This is a genomic window from Flavobacterium sp. MEB061 (assembly GCF_000834715.1).
Taxonomy (GTDB): Bacteria; Bacteroidota; Bacteroidia; order Flavobacteriales; family Flavobacteriaceae; genus Flavobacterium; species Flavobacterium pectinovorum.
In genome coordinates, this window is the sequence record NZ_JXQR01000002.1 from 179,999 (window position 1) to 193,720 (window position 13,722).

Consider the following 13,722-nt stretch of genomic DNA (forward strand, 5'->3'; position numbering starts at 1 on the left):
TTAAAGATTAATAACCCGGATTTTGTTTGTACACTCCCTGACTGAAATTAATTTGTTTCAACGGAATTGGACAATACTCTTCTTTACTCGCATCAAAAAAGGCATCCTGATAATAGGTGCGTTTTGTTTTTTCGCCTGCGTAAAAATCATTCATTACCTGATCTGTAACGCCCCAGCGAACTAAATCAAAGAAACGATTTCCTTCCATTGCCAATTCTAAACGACGTTCGAAACGCATTGCTTTACGGGCAAAATCCTGTGTCCAGTTGCAATTAACGCCGTCTTCATAAGTATTAACTTTAAAGTTACTTACATACGGAAGTCGTCCTGTACTTTGGGCAGCTCGTTCTCTAATTTGATTGATTAATGGTAAAGCTTCTGATTGTCTTCCTAATTCAATCAGGGCTTCGGCACGCATCAAAATCACATCGGCATAACGAATCTGGATTCTGTTTTTAGAATTTCCGTAAAACGGATCAATGTTCACGACACAACTACAGCTTGGCGCCACGTTTTCTTTTAAGGATGCAAAATATCCGTATGTTCCCGGAGATCTAACCCACGCTTCAACATATAAAAATTCCGGATCATATTTATAAGGCAGACCTGGCATCGCAACGGTATGATACAATCTTGGATCTACCGTATTGGCATCGATATTTTTATAATCAAAATCCTGATTGTTATAAGTATCAAATTCCGGTAAACCATTTGCGCCTGTTTTAAAAGCATTTACTAAATTTTGACTTGGTTTATGAAAATCACAACATCCTAAACCTTGAGGCGTTGACAAAACATCTGAAAAATTTAATCTTCCGTATAAAGTTCCGTCATTGTCTGAGAATTGAATGGAGAAAATCGACTCAGTTCCGTTTTCAAAAGTCCCCGGCAAAAAGTTATTTGCAAAATCCGGCTCTAAACTTGCTTTGCCAATTACTTTATCGGTCGCATCAATTACTTCCTGCAAATGCTGTTGATTGATTCCCGTTACTTTATACGTTTCGTCCTGCGTATAAGCCTGATACAAACGGGTTTTTGCCAAATAAGCATACGCTGCTTTTTGAGTCGCACGACCAACCTGTGGCTGCGTTTCCGGTAAAGCTTCGGCGGCAGCCTGAAAATCTTCCGCTATTTTATTCCAAAGTTCTTCGTTTGAAAGTGCTTTGTTTGAGATTGTTTTATAATCTTCAATCGCGATATCTTCTGTGATGTAAGGAACATTTCTGAACATAATTTTCAGCATAAAATAAAAATGTCCTCTTAAAAAACGCATTTCGGCTATACGAGTTTTCTTTAATGGATAATCAGCTTCTGAAATTTGTTCTAATGCCTTCAAAGCTTTGTTGGCTCTGGAAACTCCCACATAACTGATATACCAAAAGTTATCTAATTCGCTAAAATCAGATCTGATATTATTCGAAACTTCAAAAAAGTGAAAATCCTGAATATCGTTAGTTCCGCTTCCGCCTTTGTAGGCATCATCAGAACGCACATTTCCAAATGGCCACAAACTATAAGGCGAATCATAATGATCATTTCCTAATTGTGCGTACGCCGCATTCATAAAACCTTCTACAGATTGTGGTGTTACAATATCTTCTTCAGACAACACTCCACGAGGATCTTCTTCCAGAAAATCAGAACAGGAAGCAAATATTCCCAACAATAAAAACCCTGTTATATATAGTATTTTTTTCATTTTTTTTGATTTAATCTTTATTATAAAGTAAAATTAAGACCAGCCGTGAAAGTCGTTGGCTGCGGATATCCAAATCTTGCATTTTCAGGATCTACACCAGTAAAACTTTTAGCATCAATGATCAATAAATTTTGTCCGCTGATGTAGAATCTAAAGCTGTCAAAATTCATTTTTTTCAATAAATCTTTAGGCAGACTGTATCCAAATTGTAAAACACGCAGTTTTAAATACTTTCCATTTTCTACATAATAAGTTGAAAATCTTGACTCTGCATTTCTATCCACTGTAGTTAAAGCCGGAATAGTCGAATTTGGATTATCTACAGACCAGGCATTTAATAAACGAGTCCCTTTGTTTGAACCTACGTCATCTACACTCCAAAAATCTGTTTGGTATTTTGTATAGTTAATCACATCAACATCACTTGCTCCTTCCCAGAAAGTGGTGAAATCCCAATTTTTATATCCTAAACCTAAATTAATTCCGTAAGTCAATCCCGGATTTGGATTACCAATCCACGTACGATCTTTATCTGTAATAGTTCCGTCGCCGTTTAAATCTTTGTAACGAATTCTCCCAAGGCCTTTTCCTTCCTGAAGAGCCGAGTTGTTTACTTCGTCCTGACTTTTAAACAATCCATCAGTAACATAACCGTACATTGAGTTAATCGGTCGACCCAAAATATTATCATTTAATCCGTCTCCGCCGTAGTTATTTCTTACTTCATCCGGCAATTGCGTAATCTTGTTTTTGTTTGCCGAAATATTTCCGGAAATGTCATATTTCAATCCAAATGATGTTTCATCGTGATATCCTAAAGAAACTTCCCATCCTGTATTTTCCATCGAAGCACCATTAACCCAACGATTTCCACCTTCGCCAATTACTCCTAAATAAGCCGGTAAAACCAAAATATCTTCTGTTTTCTTACTATAATAATCAACAGAACCGCTTAATTTTTGTTTGAATAATCCGAAATCTAAACCAATGTTGGTTTGTGTTGTGGTTTCCCATTTTAAATCATCATTTCCGGATTGCGTTGCAATGAAACCTGACGGAAGCAATCCGTTTCCGTTCCCCGCAATGTCGTAAGCTGTTCCGTAAGACGTTTCCCAGGTTGGACTTCCACCTGCATAACTAGCCATATACAAACTGTAAACGGCTGTATTGCTGATTTCCTGATTTCCGGTTTGTCCCCATCCTGCTCTTAATTTTAAATCAGAAAAAACGGGTGCATTATTTTTAATGAAATTTTCATTGCTGATTCTCCATCCTGCTGAAACTGCCGGAAAGGTTCCGAATTGATTGTTTTTACCAAAACGCGAAGAACCATCACGACGAATTGTAGCCGAAAGCAAATAACGGTTATCAAATTCATAATCTGCTTTTCCAAAATAAGAAAGCAAAGAATATACTGTTGAAGTTCCGCTTGTAAACGATTCTCCTGTTCCTGCATCCGGATACATATAATCTGGAGTTTCGATCAAAAAGTCATTTTTACGTAAAGTCGTGGTATCATAAGTATCTTTGTACATCTCGGTTCCTGCCATTAAATTCAGATTGCTTTTTCCGAAATTCAAACTGTAAATAGCCGTGTTTGTCCAGGTCCATTTATCGCTTACCGTTTGGTCTATTGTAACCGATGTCTGATCGTTTTGTAAATAACCGGATTGGTAACTTCTTTGTAAAGTACGTTTTTTATAAGACCCGTAATCGATACCAAAACTACTCTTGATATGAAGGTTTTTGATAATCTCTAAATCGGCATACATATTTCCGAAAAGACGTAAATAATCGTATTTGTTGTCTTTGTTATATTCTAAAAGTCGAACCGGATTTTGTCTGTCGTTCATTCCGCCAACCGGTCCTCCCCAGCCTTTACCGTCAACAGTATGTACCGGAATAATTGGTAAGGCACGAAGCGCAGGATCCAGAACTCCGGGATCTGTAACTTCGTTGGTACGAGTCATAGAGAAGTTTTCTCCTATAACCAATTTCCCGTCAAAATATTTATAAGAACTGTTCATTCTGGCAGAAATTCTTTCGAAATCTGTTGTTTTCACAACACCTTCATTTCCATAATATCCCAAAGAAAAAACATAACTTCCTTTGTCAGATGCATTAGAAACTGATAAATCATACGAATTTGCTATTCCGGTTTGAGAAATCGCGTCGTACCAATCTGTATTTGCTGATTTTAGCGTTTGAGCAGCATCTAAATATTCAGGAATCAAAACTTTATTTAATTGTGGTTTGTTATTATTTACAGACCAGTCAAATTGGTAACGCAAATTATTATTATTCGGATTTAATCCGTCGTTGATATTTGCCTGCCATAAAGCCTGACCAAATTGATTTGCATTCAAAACTTCCTGCTTTCTTGAATAATCAGAAAGAGAGGTATACGTGCTAAAATTGATTCTCATTTTACCTTCTTTCCCTTTTTTGGTCGTAATGATAATTACTCCGTTTGAGGCGCGAGAACCATAAATACTCGCCGAAGAAGCGTCTTTTAAAACCTGAATAGATTCAATATCATTCGGGTTCAATTCGTGCATTCCTGATTTAGTTGGCATTCCGTCAATTACATACAAAGGATCTGTGTTGTTTAAAGTTCCAACTCCACGAATCACTACTTTTGTATTTGCTCCACTCGGAGATCCGTCAGACGAAACCTTAACTCCCGCTACCCTTCCCTGCAGCGCTTTAATTGGGTTTGGTTCCGGCTGTTTCATGACATCCTTCATGTTTACAACAGCAACCGCTCCTGTAATATCCGTTTTCTTTTGTTTGGAATATCCTGTTACAACAACTTCATTTAGCTGGTTGTTGTCTACTTTTAAAGTTATATTGATTGTATTTTGTCCTTTAACAGGAATCGATTGTGGTGCGAAACCGATAAAAGAAACAACAATTACAGCATCAGCATTTATATTTCCGAAAGAAAAATTACCATCAAAATCTGTTACTGTACTGGTGTTTGTACCCGAAATAAGTACGGTTGCTCCCGGAAGCGGCATTCCGTCATCAGACGAAATTACCGTTCCTTTAATTCCGTTTTCCTGTGCTGTCAAAATCAGCATTGGAAAGAAGAAAAATAGAAAATAAATAATTTTATTTTTCATGAGGTTAGTGGTTTTTAGTTAGTTTATATTTAATTGGTTAATTACGATGTTGCTCAATTCAATTCCTTCGTTTGAAGAAACCGACAGAGAAGTAAATGGCTGGTTTGTGAAAAAGATTTCAGTGATTACTTTCTCGCCATTGTTGTAAAATATTTCAATAGATGTTTTGTCTAAAATGATTTTAAAAACACCTTCTTTCTGATTTCCGTCTACAAGCGCTTTGGTAATTGTTGAAGCAAATTTTTCTGAGAAATCATTTTTTCCTGCTTTCGAACGATCCAGAAATAAATAATGATCTGAATTATTTAATCCGAACGTTAAAGATTCTCCGGCTGCATTTGAAAGTGTAAAAGTATACGTGTCCTGTTTTAAGTTTTTTAAATCAAGATTGACAATTGCCTTGGTTAAATCAATTTTTCCAGCTTCCGGAATTGAAAGTTTTCCTTTTCCTTTAAGGTTTTTCCCTTTGATGGTTTTAGAAACATATTTGTTGATTTCTTTCACCGGATTGCTAACTAAGCTATAATCATTTCCTTTTTTTACTAACTGAATTTCACGTGCAATTGTAGTAGCACTTCTCCATGCAGTCGTAGGCACATCTTGCGCATAATCCCAGTTAGACATCCATCCAATAAATAATCGTCGACCGTCAGCACTTGGAACATTATTCCATGTTACGCCGGCATAATTGTCTTTTCCGTAATCAATCCAAACGGCTTTTTCCTGTTCTACTTTTTTGGTAAAATTAGCATCCAGCGTAAACGTTTTTCCGTCAAAATCTCCAATAAAATACTGTGTTCCGGAACCTCCATTAGCACCGCCCGGATTCAAACTCTGAATCAAAACCCATTTGGTTTCGTTGGTTCCCTGCACTTTAATTTCGAAGAAATCCGGACATTCCCAAACACCTCCGTGGGCTCCAATATTTTTTCCGAAATCAGATAGATATTCCCAGTTTTTAAGGTTTTTCGATTTGTAAAACTGTGATCGATCCTGAGCTGCCAAAACCATTATCCATTGTTTGTGCGTTTCATCCCAGGTCGCTTTTGGATCACGGAAGTCACGAATTCCAGGGTTTTTTATAACCGGATTTCCTTCCTCAAATTTCTGCCATGTAAAACCATTGTCGTTCGAATATGCAATATCCTGTTGCTCGACATCAATTTTATTTTCTTTTTCTTTTGTCATATCATGCAGCGTATAAATCGCCACAATTGGAGCTGTTTTTCCAGTACCTAAACCTGAACTATTGTTTGTATCTACAACCGCACTTCCAGAAAAAATAAATTTGTCTTTATTCGGATAAATCGCAATTGGCTGTTCTTCCCATTTAATTAAATCTTTACTAATGGCGTGTCCCCAATGCATTGGTCCCCATTTATTTCCGTCAGGATAATGTTGATAGAATAAATGATAATAACCATTTGCATAGAACATTCCGTTAGGATCGTTCATCCAGCCTTTTTTTGGTGTAAAATGAAAATTAGGACGGTACATTTTTTCTTCTGAAGAAGTTGAAACTGTAGTTATTGCTGTTGTTTGGGCTGTCGCCGAAGTCGGTTTGCAAGCTCCTATTAAAAGTACAGCGACACTATAAAATGTCAGCGGTAGATGTTTCTTTGATTTCATGGTTTTTGATATTTTTTTTAGTTAGATTTTCACTTAAAACTTCTAATGATATTCCTTTGGTTTCCGGCATTAGAAAAATGACAAACAGTAATTGCAGGACCATCATAAGCGTAAAAATTAAGAATACGACTTCAGGGCCTATTTCTGAAAATAACATTGGAATTAAAGATGGAATAATCGCTGCCAAAACCCAATGTACTGAACTCCCAAATGCCTGCCCCGACGCACGAATGTGATTTGGAAAAATTTCTGAAATAAAAACCCAGATCACAGCTCCCTGACCAATGGCGTGAGAAGCAATAAATAAGAAAAGGAAAATAGGTACAGATAATCCTCCCCAATTGAAATAAAATGCAGCAGAAACTAATCCTAAAGAAATTATATATCCGATTGAACCAATGTACATTAACAACTTTCTTCCTAATTTGTCAATTAATGCTACACCGATTAAAGTAAAGATAAGATTGGTAATCCCGATTCCGATACTGCTTAATAAAGCGGTGTTTTGTCCTAAACCTGCTTCTTCAAAAATTCTTGGCGCATAATATAGAAAGGCGTTGATTCCCGAGAACTGATTGAAAAATGCAATCAAAAAAGCCAATATCAATGGAAAACGGTATTTCTTCATGAAGATGTTTTCATGTTTGGTAACACCATTTTCTCTGGAATCGTCCATGATATCTTTAAGATCTGCAGTTGGATCAATTTTGAAAAGCACTTTACGCGCTTCTTCATCACGGTTTTTAGACAATAACCATCTTGGGCTTTCCGGAATTGTAAGTATAAAAAGTATATAAATCAAAGATGGAATAGCCTGAACTCCAACCATCCAACGCCAGGCATTTTCTCCAATATCTTTTAAAAAGTAGTTTGAGATAAAGGCAATCAAAATTCCTAGTACAATATTAAACTGATACAAAGCAACCAAACGTCCGCGTTTGTCAGCCGGGGCAATTTCAGAAACATAGGCCGGAGCAGCAATAGTAGAAGCACCAACTCCCAAGCCTCCAATAAATCTGAACGCAGCAAATACAAATGGATCATTTGCAAAAGCAGCACCTACAGCCGAAATGAAATATAAAATCCCGATCCAGAATAGTGTTTTTTTACGACCTATTTTATTAGTTGGGATTCCTCCAAAAATAGCACCTACAACAGTTCCCCAAAGTGCCATTGCCATAACAACAGATCCATGAAAAGCATCAGAAGAATGCCAAAGAAGCTGTAATTGTTTATCAGCTCCAGAAATAACTACGGTATCAAAACCGAATAGAAAACCTGCCAGTGCAGCAGTAACAGACCAAATTAATATCTTGTTCATTGTAGATGTATTAAAAACTTATCGCTAAGATATCCGCAAAAAAAACAACTTATTTTTAATGATGTTACAATTTAATTCTATAAATACTGATAGATTGACATTTAAACGAAAAAAGCCTTATTTACAAGGCTTTACACAATTTAAAATTTATTTACGAAAACCATGTAGTTTCGATTTTGTTACATTAAGTTCAAAATTGATACGTGTTTTGTGTCAATTTTGAACTAATATTAATTGGAAGATTTATATTCCTTTGGTGAAATTCCAAATTTATTCTTAAAAGCTGTAGAAAAATAGTTTGGAGAAGAGAATCCAAGTGAGTATGCAATTTCAGAAATATTCATATCATTTGACTTTAAAAGCTCTGCCGCTTTCTCCAATTTCACATTATTAATATGATCGCTGATATTAATTCCGATAATCGCTTTTACTTTTCGATAAAGCTGTACTCGCGATACACCAAGTTTATCGGCTAAATCTTCAACTGAGAATTTGGGATTTTCAACATTTCTTTTAATAATATCATTCATTTTAGTAATAAATGACTGTTCCTGATTGCCAAATTTAGACTCAGGCTCAATGCGATAAATATTATTAGTGTAATAATAACGAAGTTTCTCTCTGTTGAAAAGCAAGCCCGAAATGGATTGTTTTAAAATAGAAAGACTAAAAGGTTTTGTAAGATACTGATCTACTCCGCTTTGCAAACCTTTTAAAGTAGATTCCTTATCACTTTGCGCGGTTAAAATAATAATTGGAATATGTGATGAACGCAAATCCTTTTTCAATTCTTTGCTAATTTCGTAACCGTCTTTGTCTACAAGATTAATGTCGCAAATGATAATATCCGGAACAATTTCCATTGCTTTTTCTATAGCGTCGCTTCCATCAGATGTATAAACGACATATTCATTTGATAATTTAGCTTTTAAAAATGCGACTAAATCGATATTGTCTTCTATAACCAAAAGCGTATGTTTTTCTGATTCAGAAACTACATTTACATCGCTTAATTCAGTCTCGATATCTAAATTATCTGATATTAAATTTGGCGTTACATCCAGATTCTCCCCTTTATTAATCATTTCAGAAGGCTGTAAATGACTAATTCCTTTTAATAAAGTAATTACAAATTCGCTTCCTTGTTTTGATTTTAATTCGATTGTTCCGTGATGCAAAAGCACAAATTCTTTGGAGAGATGAAGTCCAATTCCTGAACTGTTTTTATTATTATTTGAAGCCCTGAAAAACGGATTAAAAACATTTGATAATTCATTTTCAGGGATTCCGATTCCGGAATCTTTAAAACTAATTTTAACGGTATTGTCCTGATTTTCTACAATAGAAATAATGATTTTTCCGTTATCAGGTGTAAATTTAAAGGCATTAGAAAGCAAATTAAAATACACTTTATCCATCAATCCTCTATCGATAAACAATTCAAGGTTTTTATTTTTACAGGTAAGCTGAAAATCAATATTTCTGCGGGCAGCTTCACCTTTAAAGTTGGTCATTACTTCATTTGTAAAATCATAAATTTTAGTATTTGAAGCTCTTAATGTAAATTTTTGCTCTTCAATTTTTCTAAAATCCAGCAATTGATTTATTAATCGAAGTAATCTGTTTGAGTTTTTATGAATTAGTTTTACCTCATCGACAAGCGTGGTTCCTTTGATTTTTTCATTTTCGATTAACGATTCTACATAACTCATAATCAAAGTTATGGGCGTTTTAAATTCATGCGAAAGTCCGGTAAAGAAATTCAATTTTGCCTCATTGCTTTTTTGGGCAATTTGAGCCATTTCCTGAATTTCGTTATTCTGATCAATAACAGTCTGATTAATTCTTTCAAGCTGTTTTTTCTTTCTTGAAATAGAAATAGTCGAATAAATACTGTAAATCGTCAAACTCAAAATAATCACCAGAAAGAAACTGAGCAATCGAACCAGATTGTTCTGCGAAGCATATTCTTTTTCCTGAACTTTTATTGCTCCTTGCTGCGAATCTATAACGGCCTGCTGCTGATCGACTTTATCCATTTGATTTTCGATAATTTCAGCATTGTTCTTATCGATTACAATGGTATTGAGAATATTGTTTTTTGCAATTGGTTCTTTATTGTACATTTTTAACGCCAATTTTAATGCCTCATTTCCTCCTGTAGGATATAAAATGGTACCGTCTAAAACGCCGCTTTTCACCAATTCTATACCGCCATTAACGGTATTCAGTCCATCTACACCAATAAATTTAATTTTCTTTTCGAGTCCTACCGTTTTAGCCGTTTCCCAAGCGCTTAGAGCCATTCTATCATTATGAGAAAAAATGTATTCAATATTGGGATTGCTTAACAGAATTGCTTTTAAAGGTTCTTTTACCGATTCTCCCTCCCAATCACCATGAATCGTATTTTCAATTTTTATGCGCTTGTTCTCCTTTATTATTTGTCCAAATCCTAAACTGCGCTCGTAAGCTGGCGAAGAACCAATTGCTCCTGTAATTTCGATAATTTTGCCCGAACCTTTACTGTGTGAAACTATATAACGACCCGCAATTCTCCCAATTTCAATATTATCAGCTCCAAGATAAGCCGTATATTTTTCGCCATCAATTTTTCTGTCTACAACGAGAACAGGGATTCCGGCTTTTATAGATTTTTCGACTACGGCAGTTAGGGGTTTTGATTGAATTGGAGATACAATAATTACATCTACTTTATTAGAGATGAATCTTTCGATATCATCAATTTGTTTCTCGATATTATTATTGGCATCACTAATTTTTAATTCTACTTCAGGTTGTAGTGAAGCTTCAATTTTTATAGAGCTGTTCATTTGCTTGCGCCAATCATCGGTAGTCATGGCCTGAGAAAATCCAACTTTGATTTTATCACCTTGTTTTTGCTTACAGGAAACTAAACTTAATGATGCTAAAAAAAGCATCAAAATATATTTTATAATTGAATACATGAATAATGAGTTTATACAGATGAAAAATGAGTTTTCAAAAAAACACCTTCTTAGACCAACAACCTGTCAAAATAATTAGGAAGGATTATTTTCGTTGACAAGCGGGAAGGCGATATATAATAAGGTAAAATTAAACTTTTATTTCGTGTATGCAAATCAGTAAATAAAAAATTCATGCGTAGCTATTGTTTAGCCAGAGACGAAGAATATTTGGTATGTTTTGATAAAAAGGATTAAATCTTTTTCTTTTTTTCTTTCCTGTTTTCCTGCTCCAATTTTTTAAGGTCACACATTTTGGTGTTTTCGTAAAACACATTCCACTCGCAAACAGATTTTAAGATAGGCAATAATGCCAATCCTTTTTCGGTAAGCGAATATTCAACGCGGGGCGGCAGTTCTATAAATTCTTCCCTAAACAAAATTCCGTCTTCTTCCAGTTCATTTAATTGCTGTGTCAGCACTTTCCTTGTAATTAACGGAATAATGGCATCCAACTGTCCAAACCTGATTTTTCTGGTATGGATAGTATGAATAATAATCGGTTTCCATTTGCTTCCTAACGATACCATAGCCCTTGTCATAGGACATTCTGCGGCAAAAAATCTTTGATCTCTCATAACACTTTTAATTTTTTGGTTACTTCAAAGTAACTAGATTGGCACATTTGCTGTTTCATAAAGATACTATCAATAGTATCTTTGTGAAACAAAAGTAATAAAATAGTTTAACAATTAAAATGTATAACATGAAAATAGGAATTATCGGTGCCGGAGCTATCGGCACAACACTCGCAAAATACTTAACTGCAGCAGGTTATCAAGTAATTATCAGCAACAGCCGTGGTGCCGATACACTTACAGAAAAAATAAAACAAATTGGCGGCAATATCACCGCAGGTTCTGTGCAGGAAGCAGCCGAAAGCGATGTCGTATTTCTTGCAGTACGATGGGAACACGCTCAGGAGGCATTATCTAACATTTCTTTAGAAGGCAAAATCCTCATAGATACTACAAATGCCAGTTTACCCGAATTTATATCGGCAGAACCGGGTTCGAAAACATCCAGCGAAGTAGTAAGCCAATGGGCAAAAGGTGCAAAAGTGGTTAAAGCTTTTAATACTTTATATGCAAATGTGCTGGCAGAAAATCCACAAGTTGCTAATGGAAGCAGGGTGATTTTCTATTCCGGAAATAATGACGATGCAAAAGATGTTGTGTCAGGCATAATTAATAGCATCGGATTTGCCGGTATTGATTTGGGCACGCTGCACGAAGGCGGAAAATTGCAGCGATTTCCTGGCGGATCATTACCAACATTAAATCTTATCAAATTAAAAAAATAATTTAAAACTAAAATAATGAACAGATTAAAAAACAAAGTAGCAGTAATTACAGGTGGCAATAGCGGTATCGGATTTGGTATTGCACAGGAATTTAAAAATGAAGGTGCTAAAGGCGTTATCGTTGGTAGAAATCAGGAAACTTTAGATAGTGCCGTGGCTCAGCTTGGCGATGATTTTATAGCTATAAACGCTGATGTAACCAACCTTGCCGACCTGGAAAGAGTGTATAAGGAAACCTCGGAGAAATTTGGTAAAATAGACGTGATTGTAGCCAATGCAGGTGGCGGAACTGTAGGTACTGTGGCAACTATTGGCGAAGCCGAATTTGACAAAACAATTGATTTAAACCTGAAAAGTGTTTACTTCACTGTTCACAAAGCATTGCCGCATATGAATGATGGTGGTTCTATTATTCTTATCGGGTCGAATGCAGCACATCGCGCATATCCGAACTTTACGCTTTATGGTGCTGCAAAAGCGGCTGTAATCTATTTTGCAAAAGCATTTTCAAGTGATCTTTTAGACAGAAAAATTAGGACAAATGTTATAACGCCAGGTACAACAGATACTCCGGCATTTGATAAGTTTGTTCCCGCAGAACAAATTGAAGCTTTAAAAACACACTTTGCAGGAGAAATGCCAATAGGCAGAATCGGGCAACCTTCTGACATTGGAAAAACTGCGGTATTCCTTGCTTCTGATGATTCTTCGTTTATGCTTGGTGCTGAACTTCTTGTTGATGGTGGTATGACCTATTTGTCTAAATAATTTTAAAAATTCTGGAAATGAGTAAATTAAAAAATAAAGTAGCTGTAGTTACGGGTGCAGCAAAAGGCATAGGGGCTTCTATCGCCAAACACTTTGCAGCAGAGGGTGCAAAAGTAATTGTGAATTATGTCTCCAGCAAAGAAAGCGCCGACAGTGTGGTAAAGGAGATCACCGATAATGGAGGCATAGCCATTTCGATACAGGCAGATGTGTCGAAAGAAGCTGATGTAACAAGACTTTTTGAAGAAACAAAGAAGGCTTTTGGCACGTTGGATATTTTGGTAAACAATGCGGTCTTTCAGCAATTTTTACCTATTGAGCAGGCATCGCCAGAAGCTTTTCATCAGCATTTCAACGTTAATGTTCTGGGGCCTGTACTTACTATTCAGGCATCTTTGAAACTGTTTGGCGATAAGGGCGGTACTATAATCAATATCAGTTCGGGTGCAAGCAAATCACCGATGGCAGGAGTTTCTTTGTACTCCGCAACCAAAGCGGCATTAGACGCCATAACGATTTCCTTATCGAAAGAACTGGGTGCAAAAAAAGTTCGTATCAATTCTATTTTGCCGGGAGCTACAGAAACAGAAGGTGCAACTAGTGCCGGTGTTACTCCCGGCAGTGAGTATGAAAAAATGTTTATTGCCAATACACCGCTTGGTCGTAGGGGCCAGCCTGAGGATATTGCGAAAGCTGCTGTTTTTCTTGCTTCAGATGATGCAGCGTGGATTACGGGAGAACAAATTTCCGTTTCGGGTGGTATGTATGGTTTTTAAATCCGAAAATAAAAAACAATAATGCGGAAAATCCCTGTTTCTTTCGGAAATAGGGATTTTTTTGTTCTTCAAATAACTTTAAACAAAGAAAAT

9 protein-coding genes are annotated in these 13,722 nt (G+C 36.0%); 3 read left to right on the forward strand and 6 right to left on the reverse strand.

Annotated elements, in window-relative coordinates:
- Positions 1-7: 7 nt before the first annotated feature.
- The 6 genes from RT99_RS00720 to RT99_RS00745 all read right to left on the reverse strand — a co-directional run bounded on the left by RT99_RS00720 (position 8) and on the right by RT99_RS00745 (position 11,360).
- Positions 8-1,699 (reverse strand): RagB/SusD family nutrient uptake outer membrane protein, encoded by a 1,692-nt coding sequence (locus RT99_RS00720; RefSeq protein ID WP_042562791.1) that lies wholly within the window; start codon positions 1,697-1,699, stop codon positions 8-10.
- 20 nt (positions 1,700-1,719) lie between these two features.
- On the reverse strand, positions 1,720-4,824 hold the full coding sequence (locus RT99_RS00725; RefSeq protein WP_042562792.1) for a TonB-dependent receptor: 3,105 nt from the start codon (positions 4,822-4,824) through the stop codon (positions 1,720-1,722).
- Between the two features lie 18 nt (positions 4,825-4,842).
- Positions 4,843-6,453: a glycoside hydrolase family 32 protein gene (locus tag RT99_RS00730; protein WP_042562793.1), complete on the reverse strand. Its 1,611-nt coding sequence runs from the start codon at positions 6,451-6,453 to the stop codon at positions 4,843-4,845.
- A complete protein-coding gene (locus tag RT99_RS00735; RefSeq protein WP_042562794.1) occupies positions 6,416-7,774 on the reverse strand; it encodes a sugar porter family MFS transporter in 1,359 nt (452 codons plus the stop codon). The genes RT99_RS00730 and RT99_RS00735 overlap by 38 nt, the downstream gene beginning before the upstream one ends.
- Positions 7,775-8,004: 230 nt before the next feature.
- On the reverse strand, positions 8,005-10,743 hold the full coding sequence (locus tag RT99_RS00740; RefSeq protein WP_042562795.1) for a substrate-binding domain-containing protein: 2,739 nt from the start codon (positions 10,741-10,743) through the stop codon (positions 8,005-8,007).
- A 233-nt stretch (positions 10,744-10,976) separates the two neighbouring features.
- The gene (locus tag RT99_RS00745) at positions 10,977-11,360 is read right to left on the reverse strand and encodes a helix-turn-helix domain-containing protein (RefSeq protein ID WP_042562796.1); all 384 of its coding nucleotides are present in this window, start codon (positions 11,358-11,360) and stop codon (positions 10,977-10,979) included.
- A gap of 128 nt (positions 11,361-11,488) precedes the next feature.
- Here RT99_RS00745 and RT99_RS00750 point away from each other — a divergent pair, with 128 nt between their 5' ends.
- Genes RT99_RS00750 through RT99_RS00760 form a run of 3 tightly spaced genes read left to right on the forward strand, consistent with a single transcriptional unit; the run spans position 11,489 to position 13,629 of the window.
- The gene (locus RT99_RS00750; RefSeq protein ID WP_042562870.1) at positions 11,489-12,085 is read left to right on the forward strand and encodes an NADPH-dependent F420 reductase; all 597 of its coding nucleotides are present in this window, start codon (positions 11,489-11,491) and stop codon (positions 12,083-12,085) included.
- A gap of 15 nt (positions 12,086-12,100) precedes the next feature.
- Entirely contained in the window at positions 12,101-12,853 is a 753-nt protein-coding gene (locus RT99_RS00755; protein WP_042562797.1) for an SDR family NAD(P)-dependent oxidoreductase, read from the forward strand.
- Between the two features lie 17 nt (positions 12,854-12,870).
- Positions 12,871-13,629, forward strand: coding sequence for an SDR family NAD(P)-dependent oxidoreductase (locus RT99_RS00760; RefSeq protein WP_042562798.1), 759 nt, complete (start codon positions 12,871-12,873; stop codon positions 13,627-13,629).
- The last annotated feature ends 93 nt before the right edge of the window (positions 13,630-13,722 follow it).

Coding starts and splice junctions, on each gene's coding strand:
- RT99_RS00760 (WP_042562798.1), top strand. CDS start 12,871: ATGAGTAAATTAAAAAATAAAGTAGCTGTAGTTACGGGTGCAGCAAAA.
- RT99_RS00750 (WP_042562870.1), top strand. CDS start 11,489: ATGAAAATAGGAATTATCGGTGCCGGAGCTATCGGCACAACACTCGCA.
- RT99_RS00755 (WP_042562797.1), top strand. CDS start 12,101: ATGAACAGATTAAAAAACAAAGTAGCAGTAATTACAGGTGGCAATAGC.
- RT99_RS00725 (WP_042562792.1), bottom strand. CDS start 4,824: ATGAAAAATAAAATTATTTATTTTCTATTTTTCTTCTTTCCAATGCTG.
- RT99_RS00745 (WP_042562796.1), bottom strand. CDS start 11,360: ATGAGAGATCAAAGATTTTTTGCCGCAGAATGTCCTATGACAAGGGCT.
- RT99_RS00740 (WP_042562795.1), bottom strand. CDS start 10,743: ATGTATTCAATTATAAAATATATTTTGATGCTTTTTTTAGCATCATTA.
- RT99_RS00730 (WP_042562793.1), bottom strand. CDS start 6,453: ATGAAATCAAAGAAACATCTACCGCTGACATTTTATAGTGTCGCTGTA.
- RT99_RS00720 (WP_042562791.1), bottom strand. CDS start 1,699: ATGAAAAAAATACTATATATAACAGGGTTTTTATTGTTGGGAATATTT.
- RT99_RS00735 (WP_042562794.1), bottom strand. CDS start 7,774: ATGAACAAGATATTAATTTGGTCTGTTACTGCTGCACTGGCAGGTTTT.